Source organism: Streptomyces sp. SD31 (genome assembly GCF_052068475.1).
GTDB lineage: Bacteria > Actinomycetota > Actinomycetes > Streptomycetales > Streptomycetaceae > Streptomyces.
The window spans coordinates 227,634-241,365 of the sequence record NZ_JBQHCX010000003.1 but is presented as its reverse complement, the minus strand read 5'-3'; the positions used below and the strand labels follow the sequence as shown (position 1 = coordinate 241,365).

At 69.5% G+C, this 13,732-nt stretch carries 12 protein-coding genes and 3 pseudogenes; 6 read left to right on the top strand and 9 right to left on the bottom strand.

Going from position 1 to position 13,732, the window contains the following annotated elements:
- Positions 1 to 350 precede the first annotated feature (350 nt).
- The gene (locus tag ACTMVF_RS08510; RefSeq protein ID WP_441270326.1) at positions 351 to 1,154 is read left to right on the top strand and encodes a hypothetical protein; all 804 of its coding nucleotides are present in this window, start codon (positions 351 to 353) and stop codon (positions 1,152 to 1,154) included.
- A 677-nt stretch (positions 1,155 to 1,831) separates the two neighbouring features.
- Here the strand turns inward: ACTMVF_RS08510 and ACTMVF_RS08505 are convergent.
- On the bottom strand, positions 1,832 to 2,230 hold the full coding sequence (locus ACTMVF_RS08505; protein WP_441270325.1) for an ACT domain-containing protein: 399 nt from the start codon (positions 2,228 to 2,230) through the stop codon (positions 1,832 to 1,834).
- 135 nt (positions 2,231 to 2,365) lie between these two features.
- Positions 2,366 to 2,530: pseudogene (locus ACTMVF_RS08500) on the bottom strand (N,N-dimethylformamidase beta subunit family domain-containing protein); the annotation flags it as partial.
- 363 nt (positions 2,531 to 2,893) lie between these two features.
- Here ACTMVF_RS08500 and argC point away from each other — a divergent pair.
- Genes argC through ACTMVF_RS08475 form a run of 5 tightly spaced genes read left to right on the top strand, consistent with a single transcriptional unit; the run spans position 2,894 to position 7,730 of the window.
- Positions 2,894 to 3,922 carry an N-acetyl-gamma-glutamyl-phosphate reductase gene (gene argC, locus ACTMVF_RS08495; protein ID WP_441270324.1) on the top strand — a complete coding sequence of 343 codons (1,029 nt, stop codon included), beginning with the start codon at positions 2,894 to 2,896 and terminating at the stop codon, positions 3,920 to 3,922.
- On the top strand, positions 3,919 to 5,070 hold the full coding sequence (gene argJ / locus ACTMVF_RS08490; protein WP_441270323.1) for a bifunctional glutamate N-acetyltransferase/amino-acid acetyltransferase ArgJ: 1,152 nt from the start codon (positions 3,919 to 3,921) through the stop codon (positions 5,068 to 5,070). The genes argC and argJ overlap by 4 nt, the downstream gene beginning before the upstream one ends.
- Positions 5,067 to 5,981: an acetylglutamate kinase gene (gene argB / locus ACTMVF_RS08485; RefSeq protein ID WP_441270322.1), complete on the top strand. Its 915-nt coding sequence runs from the start codon at positions 5,067 to 5,069 to the stop codon at positions 5,979 to 5,981. The genes argJ and argB overlap by 4 nt, the downstream gene beginning before the upstream one ends.
- Complete coding sequence (locus ACTMVF_RS08480; RefSeq protein ID WP_441270321.1) at positions 5,978 to 7,165, top strand: acetylornithine transaminase; 1,188 nt, start codon at positions 5,978 to 5,980, stop codon at positions 7,163 to 7,165. Before argB ends, ACTMVF_RS08480 begins: the two co-directional genes overlap by 4 nt.
- Positions 7,166 to 7,184: 19 nt before the next feature.
- Entirely contained in the window at positions 7,185 to 7,730 is a 546-nt protein-coding gene (locus tag ACTMVF_RS08475) for an arginine repressor (protein ID WP_062715470.1), read from the top strand.
- An 82-nt stretch (positions 7,731 to 7,812) separates the two neighbouring features.
- On the opposite strand, the gene ACTMVF_RS08470 is transcribed toward ACTMVF_RS08475, so the two are convergent.
- From ACTMVF_RS08470 to ACTMVF_RS08440, 7 genes and pseudogenes are all read right to left on the bottom strand, one after another.
- Entirely contained in the window at positions 7,813 to 8,553 is a 741-nt protein-coding gene (locus ACTMVF_RS08470) for an FAD:protein FMN transferase (RefSeq protein ID WP_441270320.1), read from the bottom strand.
- Between the two features lie 55 nt (positions 8,554 to 8,608).
- Positions 8,609 to 8,782, bottom strand: a pseudogene (locus ACTMVF_RS08465) (FMN-binding protein); the annotation flags it as partial.
- A gap of 156 nt (positions 8,783 to 8,938) precedes the next feature.
- Positions 8,939 to 9,657 (bottom strand): annotated as a pseudogene (locus ACTMVF_RS08460) (FMN-binding protein); the annotation flags it as partial.
- 64 nt (positions 9,658 to 9,721) lie between these two features.
- Positions 9,722 to 11,104, bottom strand: coding sequence for a ferredoxin reductase family protein (locus tag ACTMVF_RS08455; RefSeq protein WP_441270319.1), 1,383 nt, complete (start codon positions 11,102 to 11,104; stop codon positions 9,722 to 9,724).
- 121 nt (positions 11,105 to 11,225) lie between these two features.
- Positions 11,226 to 11,927 carry a L,D-transpeptidase family protein gene (locus tag ACTMVF_RS08450; protein ID WP_441270318.1) on the bottom strand — a complete coding sequence of 234 codons (702 nt, stop codon included), beginning with the start codon at positions 11,925 to 11,927 and terminating at the stop codon, positions 11,226 to 11,228.
- A 3-nt stretch (positions 11,928 to 11,930) separates the two neighbouring features.
- Positions 11,931 to 12,518 carry a pyridoxamine 5'-phosphate oxidase family protein gene (locus tag ACTMVF_RS08445; protein WP_441270317.1) on the bottom strand — a complete coding sequence of 196 codons (588 nt, stop codon included), beginning with the start codon at positions 12,516 to 12,518 and terminating at the stop codon, positions 11,931 to 11,933.
- Between the two features lie 134 nt (positions 12,519 to 12,652).
- The gene (locus ACTMVF_RS08440) at positions 12,653 to 13,567 is read right to left on the bottom strand and encodes a hypothetical protein (RefSeq protein WP_441270316.1); all 915 of its coding nucleotides are present in this window, start codon (positions 13,565 to 13,567) and stop codon (positions 12,653 to 12,655) included.
- Positions 13,568 to 13,732: the final 165 nt, after the last annotated feature.

Genomic DNA, 13,732 nt, shown 5'->3' with positions numbered 1-13,732 from the left:
ATCGGTGAGTCGAAATGCTCCTCGAACCAGGGCGTGTCCGACGGGTCCCGTGACGGGTCTGGCGGTGGATTCGTCTCTCGGCGGCCAGGGGGCCCGTCAGTGCCGCGTGCTTCGATGGCCTGCCCAGTGCATGTGAGAGGAATGGAGACCCCGTGACACGTACGACCCCGCCGCGGCCTCTGGATGTGGCCGCGGTGTTCCCGGAGTTGGCCACGATGTCCAGGAACGTCACTCGGCTCCATCCGCGGTCGGGCTTGCCCACGGTTGAGGACAGTTCGGTGGGTGGCCCGCTGCTGTGGCCGCAGGACGAGCCGTGGCCGACGTGCACACGGTCGCACGAGGTATACGAGGTGGTGGAGCTGGACGCGGTGCGCGCCTGGCATCACATTGCGGTCGCCCGGTGGTCACGGCCGGACGATGAACCGCCCACGCCCGAGGAACAGTCGATCTTCGACCGAAGGACACCGAAGGAGACCGACAGCCCCTATACAGATCCGGTGCCGCTGCTGCCCGTGGCTCAGCTCTATGTCCGGGACGTCCCCGGCCTGCCTGTCCCGGACGGCATGGACCTGCTGCAGATCCTGTGGTGCCCGTTCATGGACCACGACGACGACATCCCGGCCATCCACGTGCGCTGGCGCCGTGCCGACCAGGTCACCGCACTTCTTTCGCCCCCACCGGAGCCGCCTGTCATCGAACTGGACGACTACTGGCCCGCACCCTGTGTCCTGCATCCGGAACAGGTGACCGAGTACCCGGCGCCCACCCAGCTGCCTGCTGCGGTGAGCGCACGCGTGGACGCGTGGCAGGAGGAAACTGGCCATCACTACACCGAGTTCGCGGTGGCTCCGGGCTGGAAGACCGGCGGCTGGGGTGTCGTCTCATCGGACTTTGCCGATGCCGCCGACCCGCCACGATGCGGATGCGGCACGGTGACCGAGCCCCTGTTCACCGTTGGCCTCAGTGAATGGAACGAGGACAACGAAGGCGGTTGGCGCCCGCTGGAGGACGCCGACGCCGATGACCGGAAAGGGTACCCACCGGTGGGCGACCCGACCATGATCAATCTGGGAGGCGAAGAATTGCAGATCTACTACTGCCCAGAATCCTATGAGCACCCGCCGGTTACCGTTCGGGTGTACCGAACGCTGTAGTGCGTTGCAGCAAAGGGAGTTCCTGTTCGATGAGCAGGGCCTACTTCGTGTGCGGGCCATGATCGTAGAAAGGGCCGCCGGTGCCCGCCACCGGCCGGCCCGGAGTCGAGCCCACTCTGCGTCCGAGAGATCACCCCGCCTCACACGGGCCGCGACGACACGGACACGGCTTCGTCCCGTGACCCGTCGGACACTGACTATCGAGTGGGGAAGGGACCCGTTTCAGAGGGCGGCGGACCTCGTAAGGCTGCGCAATGACCTCGTGCACTATCCGGCTGAATGGCGGATCGGCGTCAGAGAATCCTTTTAAGCCGAAGGAGAATCCCTTCTTTCCTGACAGGTGCCTCGGTCATGGCTGTACTGCTTGGGCCTGGAAGGGTGCTTTCGCGCTCATGGAGGGGTTCTTTGAGCGGGTCGGCGTCAGTCCCGGCTACGACGACATGAGAGAGCAGCTCTCGACGACGGCTGAATTCTGAACCTGAGGGCCTACAGCCGTGGAACATCCCTGTCAGGGGTCGTCCATGGGTAAGCGTTCGGCCAGGAGGGGGGCGCGGCCCGCGCCGCTGTCCGCCGACCGGCTGCGTGCGGGTGGAGGGCCCCGCGGACACCCGAACACCTTGCACGCGCACAGGACACGGGTGCGGCCGACGCCCTGCTCGGCACGCTATCCCGTCGGCTCAGGCGGAGCTCCGTGCCAGGTTCTCCAGGACGGCCACCGCCCGGTGAGCGTGCTCGTACGGGACGAACAGGTGGTCGTGGTGGAACCCGGCGACAACGTTGCAGCTCAGGCCCGCGTCGGCGAGTTCGCGCGCGACCATGGCGGTCAGCCCGACCGCCTCAAGCGCGGAGTGGATGCGCAACGTGATCCAGCCAGCCACGTAGTCGTAGGCCAGCCCCGCCGCGTCCGCCTCTTCCCGCCGTACGACCAGGGTCAGGCCCTCGTCCTCGGCGACCGTGACGACCGGGGTGACGCCGGTGGGCACACCGTCCTTGACCGTGGTGAATACGTAGCGGTCCGCATTCAGCTGCGGACGCATGCCGCTCAGCAGTTTCCGCAGGTCAGTCTCGCCAGTCATGATCACCACACTACGCGCTATGCGTCACGACCAGCACTTTCGATACATGAGTGGAACGGCGATGTCGTCCTGGGAGAGCGACGACGGTGCCGGTCGAACCTCGACGGGACGGTGACCTTTTTGTGGGCCACCGTGTCAGGGGCGTTTGCAGATGTGGTCCAGGAGGTTGGCGGTGGCGCGCTGGACTCGAGGGTCGACGTGGCCCGGTCGGTCCAGTGCCGGGGACCAGGCGAGGGTTCCGGAGGCGAATACCCAGGCGCCGGAGGGGGCGCGGTACAGGGACGTCTCCTGGTGGCGGAGGGTGCACTCCTGGTCCGTGTCGAACTCCACCGACGCGACCAGTCGTCCCGAGCCGCAGCCGATCCCGCAGTCCGGCGTCCCCGTCGTACGCCGTGACAAGGTGATCCGGCTGACTTGAATCCGACGGGATCTTCGCCGTCGCTGCCTCGCCCACTCAACCAGAGAAGCACCACTCGACCAGCAATGGGGGCGTTTCCTCGGTACTGCCCGCTACACAGCGTTACGGGACCAAGACTCGCCAGCCAGCGTGCTCCATGTGCCAACTAAAAATCTCGGTCGCACCCCGCGAGGGAGCCTTCATCCCGCAAGATTGCATAAACGTGCAAGGAAACGTATAGTCATGCCGTCTAGGAGGAGGTTTCCATGGCGGTACGTGCGGCAGTGGCCGGAGCGAGTGGATATGCGGGCGGGGAACTGCTGCGTCTACTCCTGGCACACCCCGAGGTCGAGATCGGCGCCCTGACCGGCAACTCCAACGCGGGACAGAAGCTCGGCGCGCTCCAGCCGCACCTGTTGCCGCTGGCCGGCCGCGTGCTCCAGGAGACCACGCCCGAGGTCCTCGCCGGACACGACGTGGTCTTCCTCGCCCTGCCCCACGGCCAGTCCGCCGCCGTCGCCGAGCAGCTCGGCCCGGATGTGCTGGTCGTCGACATGGGGGCCGACTTCCGGCTGAAGGACGCGGGCGACTGGGAGACGTTCTACGGCTCCCCGCACGCCGGCACCTGGCCGTACGGCCTTCCCGAGCTGCCGGGTGGCCGCGCCGCGCTGGAGGGGTCCAAGCGCATCGCGGTACCCGGCTGTTACCCGACCGCCGTCTCGCTCGCCCTCTTCCCGGCCTACGCCGCCGGCCTCGCCGAGCCCGAGGCCGTGATCGTCGCAGCCTCGGGCACGTCCGGCGCGGGCAAGGCGCCCAAGCCGCATCTGCTGGGCAGCGAGGTCATGGGCTCCATGTCGCCGTACGGCGTCGGCGGCGGCCACCGGCACACGCCCGAGATGATCCAGAACCTCAGCGCGGCGGCCGGTGAAACCGTGAGCGTCTCCTTCACGCCGACCCTCGCGCCGATGCCCCGCGGCATCCTCGCCACGTGCAGCGCGACCGCGCGCCCCGGTGTCACGGCGGACTCCGTCCGCGCCGCCTACGAGAAGGCCTTCGCCGACGAGCCCTTCGTCCACCTCCTCCCGGAGGGACAGTGGCCCGCCACGGCGTCCGTCTATGGTTCGAACGCCGTTCAGGTGCAGGTCGCGTATGACGCCGCCGCGAACCGCATCATCGCGATCAGCGCCATCGACAACCTGACCAAGGGCACCGCGGGCGGTGCCGTCCAGAGCATGAACATCGCCCTGGGTCTCGACGAGACCACCGGCCTTACGACGATCGGAGTCGCGCCGTGAGTGTGACGGCAGCAAAGGGATTCACGGCCGCGGGCATCGCGGCCGGAATCAAGGAGAACGGCAACCCGGACCTGGCCCTCGTGGTCAACACCGGGCCCCGCCGATCCGCCGCGGGCGTCTTCACCTCCAACCGCGTCAAGGCCGCACCGGTGCTGTGGTCCGAGCAGGTCCTGAAGAACGGTCAGATCTCTGCCGTCGTCCTCAACTCCGGCGGCGCCAACGCCTGTACGGGACCCAAGGGCTTCCAGGACACCCACGCCACCGCCGAGAAGGTCGCCGAGGTGCTCGGCCGGGGCGCCATCGAGGTCGCCGTCTGCTCGACCGGCCTCATCGGTGTGCTGCTGCCCATGGACAAGCTGCTCCCCGGCGTCGAGACCGCCGCCGCCCAGCTCTCCGAGCACGGCGGTGAGAAGGCCGCCATCGCCATCAAGACCACCGACACCGTCCACAAGACGTCCGTCGTGACCAAGGACGGCTGGACCGTCGGCGGGATGGCCAAGGGTGCCGGCATGCTCGCGCCCGGCCTCGCCACCATGCTGGTCGTCCTCACCACCGACGCCGCTCTCGACAACGACGTCCTGGACAAGGCCCTGCGCGCCGCCACCAAGGTCACCTTCGACCGCGTCGACTCCGACGGCTGCATGTCCACCAACGACACCGTGCTGCTGCTCGCCTCCGGCGCCGCCGAAGTCACCCCGGAGTACGAGGAGTTCGCCGAGGCCGTACGGGCCGTCTGCGACGACCTCGGGCAGCAGCTGATCCGCGACGCGGAGGGCGCCAGCAAGGACATCAAGGTCGAGGTGATCAACGCCGCGACCGAGGACGACGCCGTCGAGGTGGGCCGCTCCATCGCCCGCAACAACCTCCTCAAGTGCGCCATCCACGGCGAGGACCCCAACTGGGGCCGCGTCCTCTCCGCCATCGGCACCACTTCCGCCGTCTTCGAGCCCGACCAGCTCAATGTCGCCATCAACGGCGTCTGGGTGTGCAAGAACGGCGGCGTGGGCGAGGACCGCGAGAAGGTCGACATGCGCTACCGCGAGGTGCACATCGTCGCCGACCTCGCCGCCGGCTCCGAGACCGCCACCATCTGGACCAACGACCTCACCGCCGACTACGTCCACGAGAACAGCGCTTACTCCTCATGAGCAATGTGACCCGCAAACACACCGCGCTGCCCAAGGCCCAGATCCTCATCGAGGCGCTGCCCTGGCTGGTCCGCCACAACGGCAAGACCGTCGTCATCAAGTTCGGCGGCAACGCCATGATCGACGAGGACCTGAAGGCCGCGTTCGCCCAGGACGTCGTCTTCCTGCACCACGCCGGCCTCAAGCCCGTCGTCGTGCACGGCGGCGGCCCGCAGATCAGCGCGGCCCTCGACCAGCACGGCATCGTCAGCGAGTTCAAGGCGGGCCTGCGCGTCACCACCGAGGACGCCATGGACGTCGTACGGATGGTGCTGGCCGGGCAGGTCCAGCGCGAGCTCGTCGGACTGCTCAACCAGCACGGCCCGCTCGCCGTCGGCCTGACGGGCGAGGACGCGCACACCATCACCGCCACCAAGCACCAGCCCGAGATCGACGGCGAGTTGGTCGACATCGGGCGGGTCGGCGAGATCACCGCGATCGACACGGGCGTCATCGAGGCCCTGCTCGCCGACGGCCGCATCCCGGTCGTCTCGTCGATCGCCCGTAGCCAGGACGACGGACATGTCTACAACGTCAATGCTGATACGGCGGCTGCGGCACTCGCTGCTGCGCTGGGCGCCGAAACCCTCATGGTCCTCACCGACGTCGAGGGCCTCTACGAGGACTGGCCCCACAGCGACGAGGTGATCAGCCGCCTCACCGCTTCCCAACTGGAAAAGCTGCTGCCGGAGTTGAGCTCCGGGATGGTGCCGAAGATGGAGGGCTGCCTGCACGCCGTACGCAACGGCGTCACCACCGCCCGCGTCATCGACGGCCGGGTCCAGCACTCGATCCTGCTGGAGATCTTCACCGACGAAGGCATCGGCACGATGGTCGTGCCGGACACGCAAGAGGGGGACGACGCCGTATGACCGGGAATCAGGAGCTCACCCAGCGGTGGCAGGGCTCGCTCATGAACAACTACGGCACCCCGCGGCTCCCTCTCGTACGTGGTGAGGGGCTCAAGGTCTGGGATGCCGACGGGAAGCAGTACATCGACTTCGTCGGCGGCATCGCGACCAACGCGCTCGGCCACGCGCACCCCGCGATCGTCGAGGCCGTGAGCAAGCAGATCGCGTCCCTCGGTCACGTCTCCAACCTCTTCATGGCGGAGCCGACGATCGCCCTCGCCGAACGGCTGCTCCAGCTCTTCGGCCGGGACGGCAAGGTCTTCTTCTGCAACTCCGGCGCCGAGGCCAACGAGGCCGCGTTCAAGATCGGCCGGCTGACCGGGCGGACCCACATCGTCGCCACCGAGGGGGGCTTCCACGGCCGCACGATGGGTGCCCTCGCGCTCACCGGCCAGCCGGCCAAGCAGGAGCCGTTCCTGCCGCTGCCCGGTGACGTCACGCATGTGCCGTACGGCGACGCGCAGGCGCTGGCCGCGGCGGTGACCGAGGAGACGGCCCTGGTGATCATCGAGCCGGTCCAGGGCGAGAACGGCGTCGTGGTGCCGCCGGCCGGCTATCTGAAGGCCGCGCGGGCGATCACGGCCGCCAACGGCTCGCTGCTCGTCCTCGACGAGGTGCAGACCGGCGTCGGCCGTACCGGACACTGGTTCGAGTACCAGGCCCACGAGGGCGTACTGCCCGACGTCGTCACGCTCGCCAAGCAGCTCGGCGGCGGGCTGCCGCTGGGTGCGACGGTCGCCTTCGGGCGGGCCGCGGAGCTGCTGCAGCCCGGCCACCACGGGACGACCTTCGGCGGCAACCCGGTCGCGTGCGCCGCTGGGCTGGCGGTTGTGGACACCATCGCGAACGAGGGGTTGCTGGAGAACGTCAAGCGGCAGAGCGAGAAGTTGCGCGACGGGATCGAGGCGCTGGGCCACCCGTTGATCGATTATGTCCGGGGCGCGGGACTACTCCTGGGTATCGTGCTCACCGAGCCGCACGCCGCCAAGGTGCAGCAGGCGGCTCAGGACGCCGGTTTCCTGGTGAACGCGCCCGCCCCCGATGTCGTACGGCTCATGCCGCCGCTGAACCTCGGCGACGACGAAGTGGAGGCGCTTCTTCAGGCGCTGCCCGGCATCCTTGACGTGGCCAACGGGGACGGATGATCCGGGGAATGAGACGACGATGAGTCAGGCGCAGGACCACGAGCACAACGGGGCCGCCGGGCCTGCCGTGCCGCAGACGCGCACCGCCCGCCACCGCCGGATCGTGGACATCCTCAACCGGCAGCCCGTGCGGTCGCAGAGTCAGTTGGCGAAGCTGCTCGCCGACGACGGGTTGAGCGTCACGCAGGCGACGCTCTCCCGGGATCTGGACGAGCTCAATGCGGTGAAGATCCGTAACAACGAGGGCGATCTGATCTACGCGGTGCCGAGCGAGGGCGGTTTTCGTACGCCTCGGGCGCCGCTGGGGGAGTCGGCCAAGGAGGAGCGGATGCGGCGGTTGTCGCAGGAGCTGCTCATCTCCGCGGAGGCTTCTGCGAATCTCGTGGTCCTGCGGACCCCTCCGGGGGCGGCGCAGTTCTTGGCCTCGGCCATTGATCAGGCCGAGCTGCAGGACATCTTGGGGACCATTGCCGGTGACGATACGTTGCTGTTGATCAGCCGGAACCCTACGGGGGGTCAGGCCTTGGCCGATCATCTCTTGCGGTTGGCGCAGAACGGCCACTGAGTGGGGGTGGTGGCGGTCATTTGCCGACTGCGGGTGCATTGTGGCTGGTCGCGCAGTTCCCCGCGCCCCTGGGTGGGCCGACTCACCCGAGTCGAGAGGCCAAGCCTCCTGTGCAGCGGACCTCATCCCCCGCCGTGATCAAGAGCGCCTCGACCTCCGGCAACGACTCCAGCCAGCGCAGACCCTGCCGCGAACCCATCGCGAAAGCCGCCGTCGCCCAGCAGTCCGCCCAGGTCAGTTGCGGGGCCACCACGGTCACCGCCACCAGGTCCGTCACCGCGGAGCGGCCGGTGCGGGGGTCGACGATATGTGCGCCCCGCTCCGCCGTGCCGGATGTGGCCACCGCCAGTTCGTCCAGGCCGGCGGCGGAGATGACGGCCGCGAGGCCGCCCGGGCGCAGGGGGTCGGAGACGCCTACGCGCCAGGGGCGCTGTGCGCCCGGTACGCCCAGCAGCTGGACGTCGCCGCCGCCGTTGACGCTGACGCCGCTCACGCCGGGGACCCGCGCGAGGCGCCGGGCCGCGCGTTCGACGGACCAGCCCTTGACGATGCCGGTCGGGTCGAGGCGGCCCTCGTACGACGTGCTGAACCAGCCCTCGCTGAGCCGCTCCGCCTCGGCGCCCAGTTCGAGCACCTCGGCGACTTCCGGATCGCACCCCTCGACGGTCAGCTCGCCGCGCGCCAGCAGAGAGACCTGGCTGTCGTCGCGGTAGGTGCTGAACACCTCGTCGACCCGGTGCAGTCCGGCGACCGCCTCTTCCAGTGCCGACTCGACGGCACCGGGTTCCCCGCCGCGGACGTCGAAGGAGAAGACCGTCCCCATGACCTCCTCCGCATGACGTACCGCGGCGGGAGCTTCTGTCGGTTCCGCCACCGCGTCAGCCACCGGCCTGGTCCAGGGCCGACTGGAGGGATTCCTGGTAGCCGGCGCTGGTGTACGTGGCTCCGGTGACGGCGTCGATGTCGGCGGTGCCGGCCGCTACGGCGGCTTGGTTGAGTTTGGGTACGGCGTTGGCGGTGATCTGGTCGCTCCGGCCGCCCTTGGGGGCTTGGACGGTCTCGGCCTTGGTGATCTTCCCGCCGCTGACCGTGATGCGGACCTGGACCGGTCCGTACTGGGTCTGCGAGACGCTGCCGGTGACGGTGCGGGCCTGGGCGGCGCCCGACCCCTGGGAGCCCGATCCCTGCGAGGAACCGGCGCTCGCCTGCGCCTTGTCGAGGGCCGACTGGAGGGATTCCTGGTAGCCGGCGCTGGTGTACGTGGCTCCGGTGACGGCGTCGATGTCGGCGGTGCCGGCCGCTACGGCGGCTTGGTTGAGTTTGGGTACGGCGTTGGCGGTGATCTGGTCGCTCCGGCCGCCCTTGGGGGCTTGGACGGTCTCGGCCTTCGTGATCTTCCCGCCGTTGACGGTGATGCGGACCTGGACCGCGCCGTACTGGGTCTGGACGGCATCGCCGGTGACCGTGGCCGCCTGGGCGGCGCCCGAACCCTGTGAACCGGACCCGGCGCTCGCCTTGGCCTTGTCCACCGCCGACTGGAGGGATTCCTTGTAGCCGGCGCTGGTGTACGTCGCTCCCGACACCGCGTCGCCGCCTGGTTGAGCTTGGGTACGGCGTTCGCCGTGATCTGGTCGCTCTGGCCGCCCTTGGGGGCCTGCACGGCCTCCGCCTGGGTGATCTTCCCGTTGGCCACGGTCAGCCGCACCTGCACGGCCCCGTACTGGGTCTGTGCCGCGTCACCGGTGAAGGTGCCGGTTCCGGCCGCCTGGGCGCCGCCCTGGGGTGACGCCGCCGCGGGTGGTGCCGTGCCGCCCGCCGCCGCGGAGGCCGGGTCGGTCGCCGGCTTCAGCGACAGCAGCAGCACGATCCCGGACACGGTGGCCGCGCCGGCCAGCACGACACGCCGGATGGGGTGACTCTTCCTCATGGCTCCTACAGCTCCTGAAGTCTGAAGTCTGAAGTCCGAAGTCTGGTGTGGGACGTCCCGTCGCTCACATCTCGAACGACTCGTGATGGATGCGGCGGGCGGGCACGCCCGCGCCGCGCAGCGCTTCGTAGACGGACTGCGCGAAGCCGGCCGGCCCGCACATGAACACGTCGTGCTTGTCGATGTCCGGCAGCTTCTGGCGCAGCCGCTCCGCCGAGATGTCCGGCCGCTCGCCGTCCGGGCTGTTGACCGCGTACATCAGCCGGGCACCGCGCTCGTCGGCGATGGCCGCGAGCTCGTCCCACAACGCCAGGTCCTGGGTGCTGTTGGCCCGGTAGAGCAGCGTGATGTCGCCGGACGCACCGGGCAGCGTCTCGAACAGGGCCCGCATCGGCGTGATCCCGACCCCGCCCGCCACCAGCAGCACCTTGCCCCGGCTGCGGCGCTGGGCGGTCATCGCCCCGTACGGGCCCTCGGCCCAGACCTTGGTGCCGGGCTGCAGGTCGCGCAGCCGCGAGGTGTGGTCGCCGATCGCCTTGACCGTGATCCGCAGCATGTCGGGGCGGGGCGCCGCCGACAGCGAGTACGGGTGGGAACTGAACCGCATGCCCGGCGCCTTGAACCGCCAGCGGAAGAAGTGCCCGGCCTCCGCACCCATGCGGTGCAGCTTGCGCCCGCCGATCAGCACCGACACGACGCCGGGGGTCTCCTCGATGACCGCCTCGACGTACATCCGGTGGCGCAGGTTGAGGCGGATCGGGGTGAGGATCCGGTACCAGACCACCAGCGCGGTCACGACCCCGTACAGCCCGTACCAGAAGGTCTTCGCGGACGGCTCGACGGCGAACTCGTTGCCGGTGGTGATCTGGTGCCAGAACGTCAGGTACACCGCCGCGTACGTGAGCAGGTGCACGTGGTACCAGGTGTCGTACGGGATCCGGCGGCGGATCCCGCCGATCGAGATGAACGCGATGAAGAACAGCAGCCCGGTGCCGATGGCCGCCTTGCCCATGTCCGGCAGCGTGTTGACCGAGTCGATCGTCTGCTGGACGACGTCACCGAGCGTCTTGCCGGCCTGGAGCGCGTACGCCCACATGGTGAGGAAGACATGCGCGATGACCAGGCAGATCGTGTAACGACCGCTCATCGCGTGCCAGCGCGCGACCCGGTCGGACCCCACCCGCCGCTCCAGCGCGGGCACCCGGGCCATCTGCAGCACCACGAGCGCCATGAGATAGCCGGCCAGCAGTCCGGTGATCCGCCCCGCGGCGAGGATCTTGGCGGTGTTGTCCGCGAGGGACGGCGTGTTGTCCCACCACAGCCACAGCACCGCCGCCGCACCCGCCCACAGGGCGATCACCAGCGGGACGGCCGGGGAGCGGCGCGGGCGGATGCGGCGCATCGTCTGGCGGCGAGCGGCACGGCCGCCTGCGAGCGTGGTGGTCACGGTTCCTCCGGGGACGGGAGCAAGGGGAGTGCGTGATGGGCGTGGTCCCTTGGCCCTGAGATACGTGCGGGGAGGTCCGTGTGTTCAGTGGGGATCGCTCAGTGCTCGCTCCGGTACTTGCTCAGTACCGGGTGATCGCCGTGGTGCCGCTCGCCGTCCCGATCGCGATGTGCGGTCGTAGCGCGGGATCGGCCCACTCGATGATCCGCTTCATCGCCTCCCGCGGCACCGACACACAACCCGCCGTCGCCCCCCGCCCCTTCACATGCAGAAAGATCCCGGCCCCTCGCCCCTTCACCGGCCGCTCGTAGTTGAACCCGATGACGAGCGCGTACGCGTAGAGCGCGCCGTACGAGACCAGGTGCTCGGACTCGGCGGCCCGGCAGTCGCGCGCCAGGGGCTCGGTCCACCGGTTGTACGCGCGGGAGTCGTTGTCCTGGCACCACCAGGAGTCGCGGTGGACGCGGCGGTACTCGTACGCCGTTCCGCGCGGCGCCGCCTCGATGCCGAAGGCGTACGGCAGCCCGTACAGCCCCGTGGGCGTCGTGTGGGTGCTCTGCTTGCGCGAGGCCCCCTCGACCAGCCCCTTCGCCCCGAACCGGGCAGGCGCCGAACCGGTCTTCACCCACTGTCCGTCGACGCGGTCCCACCAGGTGACCGTCCCCGACGTCGAGCCGGTCTTCGGCGCCACCGCGGTGATGAGCTGGGAGCCGCCCCCGGTGTCGGCCATGCGCGCGGGCAGCGGCTGCGGCGGCCCGCCGCCCGGCGTGGCGCCGAGCACGAGGAGGGACGCGGAGGCGAGGGCGACGACACCGGGGCGCATGGCTCAGACGCTAGACGGCGGGAGTGGCAACGGCAGCCCGGGTAGGCCATCCAGGCTCGTCGCGATGTGCTCCTTCTTGCCGAAGTACGCGCTGAGCGAGTCGTCGTCCTCGCGCGCGAACCGCCTCGCGTGCAGGTCGCGGTCCTCGTCGTACGTCATGAGGGGCACCGCGTACCCGCAGGAGTCCCGGATGAGTTCGGCCCGCACCACGATGATCGCGCGCAGGCCGTGCAGGGAGGAGTCGATGTCGGGGAAGTGGCCGAGCAACTCCTTGAACCGTGGGTCGTCGCGGAAGACGGCCTCACCGCGGCCGTGGACGCGGACGATGTTGGGCGGCCCCTGGAAGGCGCACCACATGAGGGTGATCCGGCCGTTCTCCCGCAGATGCGCGACGGTCTCGGCCGTGGAGCCCGCGAAGTCGAGGTAGGCCAGGGTGAGTTCGTCGAGGACCGCGAAGGAGCCGCGCAGCCCCTTGGGGGAGAGGTTGACCGTGCCGTCGGCGTCCAGGGGAGCGGTCGCGGTGAAGAAGAGGGGCTGCTCCTCGATGAACGTGCGGAGTCTGCCGTCTATGCGTTCATAAGTTTTTCCCACGTCCACCGAGTATGGATGTGGGTCGTTCGTTTGTCTAAGGAATTGCAGGTTCGGCCGGTTCAGCGAGGTGACGGGGCATCACCATGGCCGCCCCGGCCGGCGTGCCAACGGGGCGGCCATGGCTGCCTGTCACCTCACTGGTTCAGGGTGCAGGCGGCGAATGCCTCCAGTCCTTCGGGCTTGGCGGCGGCGCGGCCGATGGCGGTTTCGATGCGGTTGAGGGCGGCGACGCGCTTGTCTTCGAGGGGGCCGAGGATGGCGTTCTGGACGAAGTTGGGGCCGCCTTGGCCGACGGTGTCGACGAGGCGCTGGTTGGCTTCGTTGATCTGGGTCTGGAGCTGGGCGAGGTTGCGGTCGACCTCGGCCTGTGCGGACGCCGGGATCGCGGGCAGCTGGCCGGTGACGTCCGGGCAGGTGATCGTGCCGACGCCGGCGTTCCCCGCCTCGCCCGCGGCGTCGCCGGCCTCATCGCCCGCCGCGCCACCGGCCTCCTCCGTGGCCGTCTCGCTCGGCGTGGCCTCGGCCTCCTCGCCCGCCCCGGCCTCCGCACCGGCGCCCGCTTCCTCGCCCGCGCCGGCCTCCTCGCCGGCCCCCGCGCCGCCGTCGGCGTTGAGGGTGCAGGCGGCGAATGCCTCCAGTCCTTCGGGCTTGGCGGCGGCGCGGCCGATGGCGGTTTCGATGCGGTTGAGGGCGGCGACGCGCTTGTCTTCGAGGGGGCCGAGGATGGCGTTCTGGACGAAGTTGGGGCCGCCTTGGCCGACGGTGTCGACGAGGCGCTGGTTGGCTTCGTTGATCTGGGTCTGGAGCTGGGCGAGGTTGCGGTCGACCTCGGCCTGTGCGGACGCCGGGATCGCGGGCAGCTGGCCGGTGACGTCCGGGCAGGTGATCGTGCCGGGGCCGGCCAGTGTCCGGGCGCTCGTGCCGTTGCTCCGGGACGTCTCCCCGGCGAGCGCGAAACCGGCGATCACCGTGCCGGACAGCGCCACTGCGGCGGCGCCGCCGATGAACGCGACGCGACGCTTGTTGTACTTCGGAAGAGCCCTGGACATGCGGATGCCTCACTCGGGTTCGGGGGTGTTGTCGTGTACGAACGCGGCGCCTGCGTTCAGCGAGAGATACGAGTAAGCGGTTTCCCGCGTTCAATGTGTGTGCCGAATTTCCGTCGCCCGATTCCCGTCTCCCGCGGTCCGGATTGACGAATCATGCAGAGGTCT

Coding starts and splice junctions, on each gene's coding strand:
- ACTMVF_RS08505 (WP_441270325.1), bottom strand. CDS start 2,230: ATGACTGGCGAGACTGACCTGCGGAAACTGCTGAGCGGCATGCGTCCG.
- argC (WP_441270324.1), top strand. CDS start 2,894: ATGGCGGTACGTGCGGCAGTGGCCGGAGCGAGTGGATATGCGGGCGGG.
- argB (WP_441270322.1), top strand. CDS start 5,067: ATGAGCAATGTGACCCGCAAACACACCGCGCTGCCCAAGGCCCAGATC.
- ACTMVF_RS08480 (WP_441270321.1), top strand. CDS start 5,978: ATGACCGGGAATCAGGAGCTCACCCAGCGGTGGCAGGGCTCGCTCATG.
- ACTMVF_RS08475 (WP_062715470.1), top strand. CDS start 7,185: ATGAGTCAGGCGCAGGACCACGAGCACAACGGGGCCGCCGGGCCTGCC.
- ACTMVF_RS08470 (WP_441270320.1), bottom strand. CDS start 8,553: ATGGGGACGGTCTTCTCCTTCGACGTCCGCGGCGGGGAACCCGGTGCC.
- ACTMVF_RS08450 (WP_441270318.1), bottom strand. CDS start 11,927: ATGCGCCCCGGTGTCGTCGCCCTCGCCTCCGCGTCCCTCCTCGTGCTC.
- ACTMVF_RS08440 (WP_441270316.1), bottom strand. CDS start 13,567: ATGTCCAGGGCTCTTCCGAAGTACAACAAGCGTCGCGTCGCGTTCATC.